The sequence below is a fragment of the Clostridium yunnanense genome (genome assembly GCF_016595795.1).
Classification (GTDB): domain Bacteria; phylum Bacillota; class Clostridia; order Clostridiales; family Clostridiaceae; genus Clostridium_AR; species Clostridium_AR yunnanense.
This window is the reverse complement of the sequence record NZ_JAENHN010000026.1, coordinates 26158-42258: the sequence shown is the minus strand read 5'-3', so window position 1 is coordinate 42258 and position 16101 is coordinate 26158. Positions and strand designations below refer to the sequence as shown.

Sequence of the window (16101 nt, the reverse complement as noted above, 5' to 3'; positions counted from 1 at the left end):
TAAAAGATAAAACTTATTCACCTGCCAAGTTTTCCTCATATACATTAGGAAAGGCTTACGCGTTAAAAAGCTCGCTGAAGAAGGACGCTTCAGCGACTTTTTTATTGAGCTGGTTTATTTGCTGGTTTTAAATAAACTTTCACAGTGTCTTTAGGAGCAGCTTGAGCTGGTTCTACTCTGTCTACTATGGAATCTTTAGGTTGACTTGGATCATCAAAATTATAGAAGAAACCTTTTGCATTAAGCCAAGCTTCAGCATAATCCCTAGTTCTCCCATGTAGTTCATTTTGAACATCTATTTTCCTAGGCTGATATTTATAATATTGAACAGTTATATCTGTATTCTTAGCTACCTCAGTATCCTTAGGTATTGTTTGATCAAATATTTTACCATCCATATCTTTATTTTCAACTTTATCAGTTACAACTTCTTTTGGTTTTAAATTTAAACTCAATTTTTTATCGCTAATAGATTTTTGAGCTTCATCTACAGTCATATTTATAAAGCTTGGTACTAATACAGGTTGTGGACCTTTACTTATAACAAAGCTCACTGCAGTATTATCATCTTTATTTTTCACAGCATTTGCAGCAGGCTCCTGACTCATCACCTTGCCCTTTGGCACAGTATCGCTATAATCTTGAGTCACATTTCCTACAGAAAATCCTGCACTAGCTATAGCTTTTTTAGCAGCAGCTTCATCTAAGCCTTGTGATACTAAATCTGGAACATTTATTGTTGCAACACCAGCACTTATTACAACTTTAACTGACGTTTTTTTGTCAACTTTTTGACCAACTCCTGGAGTTACTTGCGTAACTGTATCCTTTGGTTTGTCACTGTTTTCTTGGCCGCCATCAACAAATACAAGTTCTTTTCCCTCAATAGTACTTTTTGCTTGGTCCTTAGTCATTCCAATTACATTAGGAATTTCAACTTGCTCCTTAGTTGCAGGCGGTTTTGCATTTTTATTTGTAATAGCATATGCCGTAACCGCACCAATAACAAGTAAAAGTGCAAGTAGAAGACCAAGTAAAATTCTATTCTTGGTTCTTTGTTTTTTCTGCTTTGGGGTTAACTTTTCATCTTCGTCTTCATCATCATAATACTCATCGTCTTCTTCATCTTCGTCATCAACATCTTTCGGTTTTACATTAGAAGCTTTTTTTGCCGCTGCTTGCTTTATAGCTTCAACCGTTATTGGTTCCATTATTCTGGTATGATCATCTTCTAAAGATTCAACTGGAATAATTATTTGAGCATTTGGATTTTCTTTAATTTTTTCCAAATCTCCTATTATTTCTTTAGCACTTTGATATCTCTTAATAGGTTCTTTTTCAGTTGCTTTTAGAATTAGAGAATTTAAGCTATCTGGAATTTTGCTATTTAAATTCTTAGGTGGAACTACCTCTTCCTGAATATGTTTTAAAGCTACAGATACCGGTGATTCGCCATCAAAAGGAACTCTACCAGTTACCATTTCATACAACACCACACCTAAAGAATATAAATCTGTTCTACAATCTATATAACTTCCTTTTGCTTGCTCTGGGGAAAAGTAATGTGCTGAACCCATAACACTATTAGTATAAGTTATTGTAGAAGAATCCGTTGATTTTGCAATACCAAAGTCTGTAACCTTTACTATACCTTCTTCAGTAACCAATATATTTTGAGGTTTTATATCCCTATGTATTATATTATTTCTATGTGCACAATCTAGTGCATTTGCTACTTTAGAGGCAATACTTATTGCACTTTCATAGGAAAACTTCCCATGCTCGTTTATTATTTCTTTAAGATTTTTACCTTTTACATATTCCATCACTATATAGTGAATATTATCTTGTGTACCTACATCTAATATATTCACAATATTAGGATTAGTTAAATTGGCAATGGCAGTAGCTTCTCTTTTAAATTTTTCGATGATTTCTTCATTATTGGTAAAGGAATCTTTTAGTATTTTAACTGCTACATATCTTTTTAACTTATGACATTTTGCTTTATAGACATAGGACATTCCCCCTTCGCCTATCTTCTCAAGGATTTCATATCTTTCTCCTAAAACCTTACCTACCATGCTATATCTCTCCTCCAAATATCATTACAGTAATATTGTCTTTTCCCCCTCTGTCTTTAGCCAGTTCAACTAGAGCAGTACAAGCGTCATCATAGTTAGATTTGGACTTGATCAAGCCTTTAATCTCTTCATTCGAAATCTCATTGGTTAAGCCATCTGAGCACAAAACAAGTATCTCAAAACCTGAAGAAGTTATATCAAATAAATCTACTTCTACATTTAAATTTGTACCTATAGCTCTTGTAATGACATTTTTTCTAGGATGATGCATTGCCTCTTCTTCACTTATAGACCCACAATCCACAAGTTCTTGAACTAAAGAGTGATCTTTAGTTATCTTGATTATTTTATCCTTTATAATTCCTAAGCAACAACTATCTCCAACATTAGCTATCTGAACTAAGTTCTTAGTTACAAAGCAAGCAGTTATTGTAGTGCCCATACCATTTAAGGCATCGTCGCCTAAAGAAAATTCAAATATACTTCTATTTACATGCTCTATAGCAGTTTTTAATAAATCAATATCATCTATTGTACCATAATTTTCACTAAAATAGGAAATCAAGCCTTCTGCAGCCATCTTACTTGCGACTTCTCCAGCATTATGACCTCCCATACCATCTGTGACTACGTAAATAGAATATTTATCATCTTTATAGTAACTAGCAAAATCCTCATTTAAATTTCTTTTGTTACCCACATCTGTTTTAATGCTTACCATAGAATCCTCCCCCTATTAATTCTGGGAATTGATATAGCTTCTTCTTAATTGACCGCAAGCGGCATTTATATCCGTTCCCATCTCTCGCCTTACAGTAACTTCAACACCATAGCCTTTTAAAATACTTTCGAATTCTTCAATTGTTTTCTTAGATGATCTTTTAAAGGAGTTCTCAATTACTTCATTGACTGGTATTAAATTCACATGACACAGCATATTTTTAAGCAATCCCGCCAATGCCTTTGCATCTTCTTTTGAATCATTTACATCCTTAACCAATGAATATTCGAAGGTTACTCTTCTTTTCGTTTTCTTAATATAATAATCACAAGCATCTAATATCTCTTTTATTGAATATTTATTTGCTATTGGCATTATCTGTTTTCTCTTTTCATCACTGAAAGCATGTAACGAGATAGCTAAAGTAATCTGTGTATCTTTATCTGCAAATTCCTTTATTTTAGGCACTATTCCACAAGTTGAAAGCGTTATGTGTCTTTGACCAATGTTCAAACTATAGTCAGCATTTACTAATTCTAAAAATTTCATAACATTTTCAAAATTGTCAAAGGGTTCTCCACTCCCCATCAAAACTACATTGGATATTCTCTCACCAAGAATTTTTTCACCAACTAAAATTTCTGCTATGATTTCTCCAGTAGTTAGATTTCTGACCATTCCATTTAAGGTTGAAGCACAAAATTTGCACCCCATTCTACAGCCAACTTGAGTAGAGACACAAATTGAATTTCCATGTTTATACTTCATAATAACTGCTTCAATTAAATTTCCATCTTTAAATTCCAAAAGCAACTTTTTTGTATCATCATTAATAGATGTGTAGATTTCCTTAATTTCCGGTATACCAAAATAAAAGTTATCTTCTAATTTTTCAACTAAAGCCTTAGATATATTAGTCATATCTTTAAATTCAAAAGTATGCTTCTTGTATACCCATTCTAAGACCTGTTTAGCTCTAAAAGCTCCTTCATTATTTGTCTTCATCCATGATTTAAGTTCATCAAGAGTTAAATCTAAGATATTATCCATTGTATCACCTACTTAACTTCCTAAGTTTTGCAATATAAAAACCATCAAAAAATTCATTTGGTAATATAGTTACTGATCCATCTTCGTTGTATATTACATTGTCACTTTCCCCTAAATAGATCTTTTCAAGCTGCGCATCTTTATAATTTTCTTTAATCCATTTTATATTTTCTTCATTTTCTTTTTTATTCAATGTGCATGTAGAATATACCATTATTCCATCAGGTTTTAAGTATAACCATGCATTCTTTAACATATCTCTTTGAATATCAACCAGATCTTTTAGATCTTTTTGAGATTTTGTCCATTTTATTTCTGGTTTTTTTCTTATAATTCCCAAACCTGAACATGGAGCATCAACTAAAATCCTATCAGCAATTCCCCTAAATTCACTATTGTACTTAGCTGCATCCAGTAGTTTTGTTTGTATATTCTCTATTCCTAATCTAACTTTATTTTCTTCTACTAATTTAAGTTTATGCTCATAAATATCACAACCTATTACTGTCCCTTTATTATCTAGAAGCTCCGCAATATGAGTTGTTTTACCACCCGGAGCGCTGCATAGATCTAGCACTTTAAGGTCTCCATTAAGTTCTAATAGTGGAGCTACCATCATAGCGCTCTCATCTTGAACTGTTATTTTTCCTTGTATGAACAGAGGATTGTTTTCTATACTCTTTCCTCTAATTATGTTTATAGCTTCCGGGCATATATTTCCCTCTTCAACTGTATACCCCTGTTCATTTAATTCATCAAAAACTTCATCATAATCTGATTTTAACGAATTAACCCTTACAGTAACGCTTGGAGTTGAATTGAGTCCACTTAATATCTTTATACATTTTTCTCTACCATATTGTTCTAAGAAAAGTTTAACCATCCACGGTTCAAATGAGTACTCAATTGAAAGATACTCAACATCACTTATATTACTTTTAATTTCATTATCTTTGTTTCTTATAAAGTTTCTGAGCACTCCATTTATAAACCTTGAAGAATTCATTGAAATCTTTTTACCCAAATTTACAGATTCATTAACTACAGCAAAATCAGGAACTCTATCAAGATATTTAATTTGGTATATTGCACTTCTTAATATATTTAGAATTCTTTTATCTATTTTCTTTTCATCAGCCACTAAAGTAGAGATTATATAATCTATACTTTTTTTATATTTAATTGTACCATAAACTACTTCAGTAACTAGACCTTTATCTTTGTCGTTTAAATCACTTTCGCTAAGACGCTTATTTAGTTCTATATTTGAATAAGCGCCGTTATACAAAATATTATCTAAAGTATCTTTGATTATTTTTCTACTATTCATCTTTTACCTCGATTTATCTGTCTCTATCACTGATGACTATAAGTCTTAACAGCTGAGAAATAGCCATTAGTGTTGCAGCAACATAAGTCATCGCTGCAGCACTAAGTACTTTTTGAGCGCCTTTAACTTCATCTGGATAGAGTATATTTCTGCTTTTTAAAATTTTTAAAGCTCTGTTGGATGCGTTAAATTCAACGGGAAGTGTTATAAGCTGGAACACTACTACAGCTGAGAAAAGTAATATTCCCAAAGTTATTAATGGTCTTATACTTAACATTAATCCTAAAACAAATAAAATCCATGAAAAATTCGAACCAATATTAACTGCTGGTATAATTGTGTTTCTTATAATTAATGGTGCATAGGAATTTTTATGCTGAATTGCATGCCCTACTTCATGCGCTGCAACACCAATTGATGCAACAGAATCATTATAATAAACATCCTGTGATAATCTTAAAACCCTTTGTCTTGGATCATAATGATCTGATAGTTTACCAGACACCAATTCTATTGGCACATTATGAAGTCCAGAGTCATCTAAAATCATCCTAGCTACTTGAGCACCAGTATATCCATTATAACTCTTAACTTTGCTGTATTTGTTAAAAGTTGATGAAATTTTCGATTGAGCATATATAGATATTAACATTGCAGGTACTAACAATAAAAAAGTTGAATCAAAAAACATTAATATTCACTCCTTTTATCATATTCTACTGCTAAGCACTTTACCCTCTTAATTATTTGTAAACAGAATTATATTATTTATTGAGTATATAGCCTATTTCGAAGGAATTGCCGTTTATATATTGCTCTATATATAATGGCTTTCCGTTTGGAAATTGAACTTTCTTTAAAAGCAAAATATTTTCCCCTGTGGATACTTCAACCCCAGCCTTACTAACTGAAAGAATGGTTCCTGGTGCTTTTGCACTATCTTTCTCTATCACTTTGGTTTCATAAATCTTCATTTGTTTATCCATATACTCAGTATAAGCTATAGGCCATGGATTAAGTCCCCTTACTAGATTATGAATTTCTATTGCACTCTTACTCCAATCAATATTAGCTAAATTTTTATCTAGCATTGAAGCATGGCAGGCTTTACTTTCATCTTGTTTTACCGGTGATATAGTGTTATTAATTAAACCATTTATTGTATCAACTAAAAGCTTTCCACCAGTTTCCTTAAGTATATCGAATAGTTCTCCAGCAGTCATATCATCAGTTATTTCTACACTATTTGTTAAAAGCATATCCCCAGTATCTACCCCAACATCCATGAGCATAGTAGTATTTCCTGTTACTTTTTCTCCATTTATTATAGACCATTGAATAGGTGCAGAGCCTCTATATTTTGGAAGTAAAGAACCATGAAGGTTTATACACCCATACTTTGGTATATCTAAAACAGACTTAGGTAATATTTGACCAAAGGCTACAACCACTATGAAATCTGGTTCCATACCTCTTAATGCATCTATAGTTTCTGGTTCATTCTTAATTCTAATTGGCTGATATACAGGTATATTATTTTCTACTGCTACCTCTTTCACTGCAGACATAGCTAACTTTTTACCTCTTCCCTTAGGTCTATCTGGTTGAGTAAATACTGCCTTAACACCAAATTCAGATATTAAAGCCTTTAATGATGGAACTGCAAAATCTGGAGTCCCCATAAAAACTATATTCATAACTTATCTTCTCCTTACTGTTTAGAATAATCTACAAAAAGCACTCCATTTAAATGGTCATTTTCGTGACATATCGCCCTAGCAAGAAGACCCTCTGCTTCTAATATAAATTCTTCTCCGTTTAAATCAAGCGCTTTTACCTTAACTTTGCTTGGTCTTTCTACTTCCGATTGTTCTCCTGGTATGCTAAGACATCCTTCCATATCAGTTTCAGCACCTTCAGTTTCTAATATTTCTGGATTTATAAACACTCTTGCTCCATTATCATCATATACATCAATTACAAATATTCTCTTAAGGATTCCTACTTGAGGTGCAGCAAGCCCAACTCCATCTTCATCGTACATTGTATCAATCATATCCTTAACTAGGGTTTTGATTCTATCATTTATAGTATCTACTTCTCTAGATTTTTTTCTTAAAATATCATCACCAATTTTTCTTATATTTCTTAAAGCCAAAGCTATCACTCCTATACTAAATTATTTGGATTTATATCCATACTAATCCTTATATCATTATAAACTTCATTTGATAATTCATAAACTATATCTTTTATATTATGTGCCAAAGATAACTCAAAATTACCTTTTATTAAAATTTGCCATCTATACATTTCATTAATTCTTTGAATTATACACGGACATGGACCTAGCACTTCTACTTGATCATTATCTTTTAATTCAGTTTTGATACTGTAACCAAGCTTTTCACAGTGCTTTTGCAAATCAACTTGGTTCTTAGAACTTAAGTTAATAAGCATTATATTGGAATATGGAGGATAATTCATAGATTTCCTAAGAACAATCTCTTCTTCATAAAAGCCTTCATAATCATTGTTTTTTGCATAACTTAAGCTATAATGTTCTGGGTTATAACTTTGCACTAAAACATTCCCTTCTTTACTTCCTCTTCCTGCTCTTCCACCAACTTGAGTAATTAGTTGATATGTCCTCTCACTAGATCTAAAATCCGGAAGATTAAGCGAAATATCTGCAGTTATAACTCCAACAAGGGTAACATTCGGAAAATCTAATCCCTTTGATATCATCTGTGTTCCAACTAATATGTCTGCATTACCATTTTTAAAAGTATTATATATTTCCTCATGAGAATTTTTCTTTCTTGTAGTGTCAACATCCATTCTAAGAACTCTCGCTTTAGGAAATAGTTTTGTAATTTCAATTTCTAGTTTTTCAGTACCTGCACCAAAATACTTAACATATTTACTACTACAGGACGGACATTCGCTTTGTTGCCTATGTGCTGTACCGCAGTAGTGGCATACAAGATATCCATTAGTATGATAAGTCATAGCTATATCGCAATGAGGACATTTAAATACATATCCGCATTTTCTACAAGATACAAAAGTTGAATATCCTCTTCTATTAAGGAAAATTATTATCTGTTCTTTTTTTTCCAATCTATCTTGAATTGCTTCATATAATTTTTTGCTAAACATACTTTTGTTATTGTTACTAAGTTCTTCTCTCATATCAATAACTTCCATCTTAGGCAAACTAGAATTATCTACTCTATTCTTTAATTCAACTAATTTCATATTTCCTGCTAAAGCTTTAAAGTAGGATTCAATACTTGGAGTAGCTGAACCATACACAACAGTACAACCAGTTAATTTACTTTTGAATTCTGCTATTTCTCTAGTATGATACTTAGGATTTTGTTCAGACTTGTAAGTTCCCTCATGTTCCTCATCTATTACAATAAGACCTAAATTATCAAAAGGGAGAAATATAGCGGATCTAGCACCAATAACCAGCTTAACATCACCATTTTTAATTCTAAACCATTCATCAAAACGCTCACCATCAGATAATCTGCTATGAAAAACAGCTACATTCTTTCCAAACCTTCCCTTAAACCGCTCAATCATTTGAGGGGTTAAGGCTATTTCAGGAACTAGAATCAAAGATGTCTTATCCTCATTAAGCATATGGCTAACTAGATTCATATAAACCTCAGTTTTACCACTGCCAGTAACACCTTTAAGCAGTATTAATTTATTCTTACTACTTAGAATAGCATCAACAGCTTGTTGTTGTTCCATGTTTAAATTTTTCGAAGAATATGTTTCATATTTCCTAGTATTTATCCTATTTACCTGCTCATCATCAGAAAATATAATATTATTTTCTAATAACTTAGACAGTGTATAGGCAGACAGATTAAATTTATCCATCAGTTCACTTCTAGTATAAATACCGCTATTTTCAGAGATAATATCCACAGCATTTTTATAATTAGGCTTATTAAGATTACCTTGAAGCTCTGCACCACCGTAGCAGATTACTTTTTTAGTCTTTATTTTATTTCCCTTCATAATCCCAGTAGGAATTAAAACCCTTATAGCTTCAATATACTTACATAAGTATTTTTCTCTCATAAATTGTATTAGGCTAAAATCATCTTCTGTAATTAATGGATTTTCATCACAGACTTCTGAAATAGCCTTTAGTTTTGATATGTTCCCGTTATAATCATTATATAGATCCATAACGAAAGCCTCTATAGTTTTATTTCCTTTTCCAAAAGGAACTCTTATTCTATGTCCTTTTTGAATCAAGGGACCAAATTTATCTGGTACTTCATATGTAAACAACTTATCTACTTTTAAAGCATCACTATTTACAACTACACCTGCGAATAAACTCAATATTATCACCCTTAGCTATATTTAAAAATCACTAATACGCTTTTTGTTAGCGATTTTTTTTGCGCATCTGCCTTTTCCGAATATGTGTGAGGAAATTCTGGCAGGCGAATAAGTTCATCTTTTACTCTAATTAAATTATCATCTTAATCATAAAAAAACGCAAGTTATACAAAGATTTTAATTATTATTTATAATAGAGTAAAAAAAGCGCAATTAGCGCTTTTTTATTATATTAAACAAATTTCTTGCTACCTCTTTTTTATTCATTTTATCTAAGGCAAAATATTCACCTTTAGATGAAATAATAGTAACCAAATTATCATCTGATGCAAAACCAGTATCTGATTTTGATATATCATTTGCAACAATATAATCCAGATTTTTTCTTTTAAGTTTGCCATCTGCATTTTCTATTAGATCATTGCTTTCTGCAGCAAAACCTATTAAAATCTGATTTTTTTTGCGGTCACCTAAAGTTTTAAGGATATCATTATCTCTTATAAAATCAATCGAAAGATCACCTTCAGTTTTCTTGATTTTTTTATCATGATACTCTTTAGGTTTGTAATCCGCAACTGCAGCAGATTTTACAACTATATCTGAAGAATCAAAATCTTCTAAAACAGCCTTCATCATTTGCTCATTTGTTCTAACTCTCACTATTTTCATCCCAAAAGGATCAGGTATATCTGAAGGTCCAGCAACAAGCACTACATCAGCACCTCTATCTCTCGCTTCTTCTGCAATAGCAAAACCCATTTTACCAGAAGATCTATTTGATATAAATCTAACTGGATCAATATCTGAAACAGTAGGACCAGCAGTTACTAAAACTTTTTTACCCACTAAATCCTTTTGATCATTTAACATACTTATTACGTATTCAGAAATAAGTTTTGTATCAGCTAGCTTACCTTTGCCAACATCACCACAAGCCAATCTTCCACTTGCAGGTTCTATGAAATTATATCCTAATCTCTTTAGTTTTGTAAGATTTTCTTGAACTATTACATTCTCATACATATTTGTATTCATGGCCGGAGCAAAAACAACTGGAGCTTTTGTAGCCATTATTGTAGTTGATAACATATCATCTGCAATGCCATTTGCAACTTTACCAATAATATTGGCAGTTGCTGGTACAACAAGCATTAAATCTGCTCTTTTTGCTAATGAAATATGCTGAATTTCCCAAGCCTTAGGTTCTGCAAACATGTCTGTAACAACCATGTTTTGACTTAAAGATTGAAATGAAAGTGGTGTTACAAACTCAGTTGCTGACTCAGTCATAATTACATGTATGTCAATATCCTGTTTCCTTAAAGTACTGATAACATCTAAAGCTTTATATACTGCTACTCCTCCAGAAACGCCAACAACAACACACTTCTTACTCATTCTATTTTAAGCCTTCCTTTATTTGTTCATATTTTACAAAGCCATCATTAACTTCATTAATAGAAACGGTTAATGGTTTATTTGAATCTACCTTTACGTATGGTTCAGCACCATCGATTATTTGTCTTGCTCTCTTTGAAGTTACAATAACTAACGAATATCTATTGTCTACCTTTTCTAATAAGTCTACGATTGATGGATTAATCATAGAGTTGCTCATGAATTAAACCCTCCTTTGATTCTATTATAGTTTCTTTTATTCTGTCTACTCTGCATTTTTCAGCTAAGATAATACTTTCAATTTTTTTCACTGCTTCATCAACTGTATCATTTACAACTGCATAGTTATATTTTGATACATAATTTATCTCTTGATACGCTGATTTGAATCTTGTCATTAAGGATTCTTGTGTTTCGCTTCCTCTGTTTATAATTCTTTGTTTAAGTTCTTCCATTGATGGAGGAAGAATAAATACGAAAACACCATCTCTTGCATTTTCCTTAACCTTTAGTGCACCTTGAATATCAATTTCAAGTATTACATTGATACCTTCATCTAACATTTGATCTACTGTGGATTTTGGAGTTCCATAATAATTACCATAAACTTCTGCCCACTCAATGAAGTCATCATTTTCTACCCTTTGTAAAAACTCTTCTTTAGTTATAAAGTAGTAGTTTACTCCTTCCACTTCTCCAACTCTTGGTTTTCTTGTAGTTGCAGAAACTGAAATAAAAAGTTTTTCATTTTTTTCTACCAAAGCTTTACATATGGTACCTTTCCCAGCGCCTGAAGGTCCAGATATCACAATAAGTATTCCTTTATCGTGTTGATGCATTATTCATCTACCTCTTCTACATCATCATCTTTAGTAGATAATCTATGTGCAACTGTTTCAGGTTGAACTGCTGATAAAATAACATGGTCGCTATCTGTTATGATAACAGCTCTTGTTCTTCTACCATATGTAGCGTCAATTAACATACCTCTATCTCTAGCCTCTTGAATTATTCTTTTTATTGGTGCTGATTCTGGGCTTACTATTGCAACAAGTCTATTAGCTGAAACTATATTTCCAAAACCAATGTTGATCAATTTGATACTCATATTATTCCTCCTACTCGATATTTTGGATCTGCTCTCTTATTTTCTCTATCATATTCTTAATATTGATAACTAAATTAGTAATTTCCAAATCAGTAGACTTGGATGCTATTGTATTGGTTTCTCTATTCATTTCTTGAATAATGAAGTCTAACTTCCTTCCAATTGGTTCGTTAAGCAAAAATGTACTTCTTAGCTGATTTATATGACTATACAACCTTGTTATCTCTTCATCAATAGTTGACTTATCTGCAAAGATAGCTACTTCCATTGCAAGTCTATTTTCATCTATCTGCACATTTTCTAAAATACCTTGAAGCTTTTCTCTTAATTTTTCTTTATATGCTTTAAGAACTTCAGGGCATTTAGCTTCAATCTTTCTGACATTAGCTTCAATATCATTAGATTTTAGAGTCATGTCTTCATAAAGCTTTTGTCCCTCAGCTTCTCGCATGCATATTATAGTATCAAGTGACCTATTCACTAGCGGAAGTAGTTCTTTCCAAATATCTTCTAAGTTTTCCTCATGTTCTTCAAGAACTATAACTTCAGGAAATTTAGAAATTAATGTTAAGCTCAATTCATCTTTTAACGAATATCTCTCTTTTATTTGTTTTAGACAATCTACATAACTATCCGCTAATTTAACATTTAATTTTGCAGCAGTATCAAATTGTCCGTAGTTCTTGTAGTTCAAAAAGATATCAACTTTGCCTCTGTTCAATCTTTCTCCTACAATTCTTCTTATTCTTTCCTCAAGTGAAATCATTGATTTTGGCATTCTTATATTTATATCCAGATATCTATGATTTACGCTCTTCATTTCTAATGAAAAGCTTCTAGTACTTTCTTCTTCACTTGAAGCTCTTCCAAAACCTGTCATACTTTTAATCATTGTCAATCCTCCTAAAAAAATATATCAGATTGAGACTATATCCATTGTATATAATACGCTTAGTAAATGTCAACAGTTTGTTAACAGAATGTTTACAATTAAACACAATATATTTTTGAAAGGTTACTTTCGTTAATTTATCTCAATAAATATCTTCAAAGAACGATCATTACATTAAAAAGTCAGCTGAAGCTAGCTTAAAAACTTTATACCTTCCTTCTAAAGTAAAAAAGGCCCTGCTAGATAAATCTAGCAAGGCTATAATAAAATTGAAGGAAGCAATTATAATACTAATTTCAAAATGAATATAACAGCTAACAGATACATTACTGCTGATATTTTCTTTTTATCCTTTGAAATTAGATTTGATATTACATTTATTATTACATATGATAGTATTCCTATCATTAACCCATCACCTATTGAATATGTAAATGGCATCATACTTATTGTTAGGAAAGCTGGAACAGCTTCAGTAATATCATTAAAGTCTATTTCTTTTACTGTCCCCATCATTAAGTAACCAACATATATTAGTGCTGGTGCAGTTGCACACGATGGAATTGCAATAAATAATGGTGATAAAAACATTGCAAGTAGAAATAATACGCCTGTTACTATTGCAGTAAATCCTGTTCTTCCACCTTCTTCAATCCCTGTTGCACTTTCTACGTAAGCAGTAATTGCTGAAGTTCCCATTAGAGCTCCGCCAGTAGTTCCTATAGCATCAACTAATAATGCTCTTCCTGCATTAGGAACTCGTCCATCTTTATCAATAAGATTAGCTCTTGTAGCAACTCCTACCAAAGTTCCAACTGTATCAAAGAAATCTACAAATAGAAAAGTTAAAACAACCCCTATAAATGTAAAAATATTAGCATTGTTTGTAAGGAAAGAAAAATCAACTTTTCCTGCTATAGGTGCAAGCGATTCAAATTTGAATATTCCATTTGGCAGATATATACCAAATGCAGCAGCACCTTGTGTATCGTAAAGTGCATATGCCCAGGCAACTAAAGTACCACCTAAAATTCCCCAAAGCATTGCACCTTTTACTTTTTTCTTTTCTAAAATAACTATTATTAAAATTCCAAGGCAAGTTATTGCAACTGATGGAGTTGTAAATCTACCAAGTGCAACTGTAGTTGATTGATCCTGTACAACAAGCCCTGAATTCAACATACCTATAAATGCAATAAACAATCCTATACCACCAGTTACTGCAAGTTTCATATTACGAGGTATAGCATTAACTACTGCTTCACGAACACTAAATAATGATAAAATTATAAAAATAATTCCTTCTACAAAAACTGCTGTTAAAGCTACAGTCCAAGAAATACCGTACTTACCGCAAACAGTAAAAGCGAAAAATGCATTTAGCCCCATACCAGACGCAAGTCCTATAGGCAGGTTAGCATAAACGCCCATAAATATTGAAGTTAACCCTGCTGATAAACAGGTAGCTGTTACTAATGCACCAACAGGCATTCCTGATTTACTAAGTATATCAGGATTAACTGCTATTATATAGGCCATAGCTAAGAATGTAGTAATACCTGCTAGTATTTCTTTCTTATAGTCTACATTTTTGTTATCCAGTATTGCTAGTTTTCTTTGTTTAGCTTTTAGATTTTGCATAAATTTCTTCCTCCTAAAAAATAAAAGCCGCAGAGGTGAAGAACCAAAGCGACATCATATTGATGTATTGACAACTTTCGATTCCTCATAGTCAGATATTTAAGGTATCTGGTAGAAACTTTCGACCCATATCGTCAAAATTATACGAGCAATAAGCACGAATATTATTATATATTCCGTTCATATCGTTGTCAACACATCCGAATTATTTTTTGTTTTTATTTTTTATAATTCACATTATTTATACAAATCTCTTTCAAACAAGCATTTTATATAGTCGAAATCTGATGTATAGCTTAAAGCAGTAATCAATTTAATCCTAGCTTTCTGACCCGGCATATTATCTCCGAAGATTACCCCCAAGTTTCTAAGCTCTTTTCCACCGCCATGATATCCATAGGAATCATAAACTCTTCCTTCAAAACATCTTGAGACTACAACTACTACAACACCCTTATCTATCGCCCTTTTTATTCCATCTACCATTGCCGGAGGAATATTTCCCCTTCCCATAGCTTCTATTACTATACCTTTATCTCCACTTGCAACCGAAAAATCAATTAATCTAGAGTCCATTCCAGCAAAACATTTAAGTAGAGTTACTTCTCCAGTTATATTTTTGATATCTAGGAAGCTTTCTTTATAAACATCTCTATAAAATATAACACGATTGTTATCTACTATACCAATAGGACCAAAATTAGGTGTTCTAAATGCATTAAGTGCCATTGAATTAACTTTTGTAACTTCTGCTGCACTGTTTAACTCTCCATTGAAACACACCAAAACCCCTCTGTTTTTAGCTTCTTCAGAAATAGCAGTACATATTGACGCTGCAAGATTTGAAGGGCCATCATACCCTAATTCAGATCCGCTTCTCATTGCTCCTGTAAAAACAACTGGTTTTTCTGTATCCAAGGTCAAATCTAGAAGATATGCAGTTTCTTCTAGGGAGTCTGTCCCGTGTGTAATTACAACTCCACTTATGTCTTCCCTTGTAAGTAGCTTTTGCACATACTTTGAAAGATCGAGCATTATTTCAGGGGTCATATGTGGTCCTGGTAAACTTGAATATGTATATGATTCAATTTCTGCAAAGCTTTCAATCCCTGTAACCATTGACATTATTTCTTCACCAGTAAGACTTGGAACTGCCGCTTTTATTCTAGGATCTACTTTCATCGATATTGTTCCACCATTAAAAACTATTGCTATCTTTTTCATTGCTCCTCCTAGGTCACTATATATTTTAAATCCTCAATAAGTAAAATATCACTTTACATCATATAGCTTTCTCTTATATTTTCATTGAATTGCTATATCTACTCCTAGCAATAGATACTAATTTACATTATAAAAGTTTATTATATATAGAGAATTTTTTCAACAACCTGTATCTAATTTAAGTATTTTATTTATAATTTAATTATGAAATATTTATTCTAGAGTATTTTAAAATCTCATTATCATTTATTATTTGTATAAATTCATTAAATAAATATA

General features: G+C 31.9%; 15 protein-coding genes and 1 riboswitch. All 15 genes read right to left on the bottom strand.

The features are described from left to right. Nucleotides 1–101: 101 nt before the first annotated feature. Nucleotides 102–2084 carry a Stk1 family PASTA domain-containing Ser/Thr kinase gene (gene pknB / locus JHL18_RS08205; RefSeq protein WP_200267984.1) on the bottom strand — a complete coding sequence of 661 codons (1983 nt, stop codon included), beginning with the start codon at nt 2082–2084 and terminating at the stop codon, nt 102–104. 1 nt (nt 2085) lies between these two features. Then, nucleotides 2086–2805, bottom strand: coding sequence for a Stp1/IreP family PP2C-type Ser/Thr phosphatase (locus tag JHL18_RS08200; RefSeq protein WP_200267982.1), 720 nt, complete (start codon nt 2803–2805; stop codon nt 2086–2088). A 15-nt stretch (nt 2806–2820) separates the two neighbouring features. Continuing rightward, a complete protein-coding gene (gene rlmN, locus JHL18_RS08195; RefSeq protein WP_200267980.1) occupies nt 2821–3855 on the bottom strand; it encodes a dual-specificity RNA methyltransferase RlmN in 1035 nt (344 codons plus the stop codon). 4 nt (nt 3856–3859) lie between these two features. Then, nucleotides 3860–5185, bottom strand: a complete 1326-nt coding sequence (gene rsmB, locus JHL18_RS08190) for a 16S rRNA (cytosine(967)-C(5))-methyltransferase RsmB (RefSeq protein ID WP_200267978.1) — start codon at nt 5183–5185, stop codon at nt 3860–3862. A gap of 13 nt (nt 5186–5198) precedes the next feature. Beyond that, the gene (locus tag JHL18_RS08185) at nt 5199–5876 is read right to left on the bottom strand and encodes a zinc metallopeptidase (RefSeq protein ID WP_200267976.1); all 678 of its coding nucleotides are present in this window, start codon (nt 5874–5876) and stop codon (nt 5199–5201) included. A gap of 73 nt (nt 5877–5949) precedes the next feature. Then, a complete protein-coding gene (fmt, locus tag JHL18_RS08180; protein WP_200267974.1) occupies nt 5950–6882 on the bottom strand; it encodes a methionyl-tRNA formyltransferase in 933 nt (310 codons plus the stop codon). 14 nt (nt 6883–6896) lie between these two features. Next, nucleotides 6897–7343, bottom strand: a complete 447-nt coding sequence (gene def, locus JHL18_RS08175; protein ID WP_200267972.1) for a peptide deformylase — start codon at nt 7341–7343, stop codon at nt 6897–6899. Nucleotides 7344–7354: 11 nt separating this feature from the next. Next, nucleotides 7355–9559 carry a primosomal protein N' gene (gene priA, locus JHL18_RS08170; protein ID WP_200267970.1) on the bottom strand — a complete coding sequence of 735 codons (2205 nt, stop codon included), beginning with the start codon at nt 9557–9559 and terminating at the stop codon, nt 7355–7357. Nucleotides 9560–9772: 213 nt separating this feature from the next. Next, on the bottom strand, nt 9773–10957 hold the full coding sequence (coaBC, locus tag JHL18_RS08165; protein WP_200267968.1) for a bifunctional phosphopantothenoylcysteine decarboxylase/phosphopantothenate--cysteine ligase CoaBC: 1185 nt from the start codon (nt 10955–10957) through the stop codon (nt 9773–9775). 1 nt (nt 10958) lies between these two features. Continuing rightward, nucleotides 10959–11177 (bottom strand): DNA-directed RNA polymerase subunit omega, encoded by a 219-nt coding sequence (rpoZ, locus tag JHL18_RS08160; RefSeq protein ID WP_183277450.1) that lies wholly within the window; start codon nt 11175–11177, stop codon nt 10959–10961. Beyond that, nucleotides 11158–11796, bottom strand: a complete 639-nt coding sequence (gene gmk, locus JHL18_RS08155) for a guanylate kinase (protein WP_200267966.1) — start codon at nt 11794–11796, stop codon at nt 11158–11160. The genes rpoZ and gmk overlap by 20 nt, the downstream gene beginning before the upstream one ends. Further along, nucleotides 11796–12065 (bottom strand): extracellular matrix/biofilm regulator RemA, encoded by a 270-nt coding sequence (gene remA / locus JHL18_RS08150; RefSeq protein ID WP_128213994.1) that lies wholly within the window; start codon nt 12063–12065, stop codon nt 11796–11798. The genes gmk and remA overlap by 1 nt, the downstream gene beginning before the upstream one ends. 10 nt (nt 12066–12075) lie before the next feature. Further along, nucleotides 12076–12957, bottom strand: coding sequence for a YicC/YloC family endoribonuclease (locus JHL18_RS08145; protein WP_200267964.1), 882 nt, complete (start codon nt 12955–12957; stop codon nt 12076–12078). Nucleotides 12958–13239: 282 nt separating this feature from the next. Further along, the gene (locus tag JHL18_RS08140; RefSeq protein ID WP_200267962.1) at nt 13240–14598 is read right to left on the bottom strand and encodes an NCS2 family permease; all 1359 of its coding nucleotides are present in this window, start codon (nt 14596–14598) and stop codon (nt 13240–13242) included. A gap of 68 nt (nt 14599–14666) precedes the next feature. Further along, nucleotides 14667–14766: riboswitch (purine riboswitch) on the bottom strand. A 69-nt stretch (nt 14767–14835) separates the two neighbouring features. Continuing rightward, nucleotides 14836–15822 carry an asparaginase gene (locus JHL18_RS08135; RefSeq protein WP_200267960.1) on the bottom strand — a complete coding sequence of 329 codons (987 nt, stop codon included), beginning with the start codon at nt 15820–15822 and terminating at the stop codon, nt 14836–14838. Nucleotides 15823–16101 lie beyond the last annotated feature (279 nt).

Bases quoted from the DNA above. Each gene is read 5' to 3' on its own strand.
- pknB (WP_200267984.1), bottom strand. From the start codon at position 2,084: ATGGTAGGTAAGGTTTTAGGAGAAAGATATGAAATCCTTGAGAAGATA.
- JHL18_RS08200 (WP_200267982.1), bottom strand. From the start codon at position 2,805: ATGGTAAGCATTAAAACAGATGTGGGTAACAAAAGAAATTTAAATGAG.
- rlmN (WP_200267980.1), bottom strand. From the start codon at position 3,855: ATGGATAATATCTTAGATTTAACTCTTGATGAACTTAAATCATGGATG.
- rsmB (WP_200267978.1), bottom strand. From the start codon at position 5,185: ATGAATAGTAGAAAAATAATCAAAGATACTTTAGATAATATTTTGTAT.
- JHL18_RS08185 (WP_200267976.1), bottom strand. From the start codon at position 5,876: ATGTTTTTTGATTCAACTTTTTTATTGTTAGTACCTGCAATGTTAATA.
- fmt (WP_200267974.1), bottom strand. From the start codon at position 6,882: ATGAATATAGTTTTTATGGGGACTCCAGATTTTGCAGTTCCATCATTA.
- coaBC (WP_200267968.1), bottom strand. From the start codon at position 10,957: ATGAGTAAGAAGTGTGTTGTTGTTGGCGTTTCTGGAGGAGTAGCAGTA.
- rpoZ (WP_183277450.1), bottom strand. From the start codon at position 11,177: ATGAGCAACTCTATGATTAATCCATCAATCGTAGACTTATTAGAAAAG.
- gmk (WP_200267966.1), bottom strand. From the start codon at position 11,796: ATGCATCAACACGATAAAGGAATACTTATTGTGATATCTGGACCTTCA.
- remA (WP_128213994.1), bottom strand. From the start codon at position 12,065: ATGAGTATCAAATTGATCAACATTGGTTTTGGAAATATAGTTTCAGCT.
- JHL18_RS08145 (WP_200267964.1), bottom strand. From the start codon at position 12,957: ATGATTAAAAGTATGACAGGTTTTGGAAGAGCTTCAAGTGAAGAAGAA.
- JHL18_RS08140 (WP_200267962.1), bottom strand. From the start codon at position 14,598: ATGCAAAATCTAAAAGCTAAACAAAGAAAACTAGCAATACTGGATAAC.
- JHL18_RS08135 (WP_200267960.1), bottom strand. From the start codon at position 15,822: ATGAAAAAGATAGCAATAGTTTTTAATGGTGGAACAATATCGATGAAA.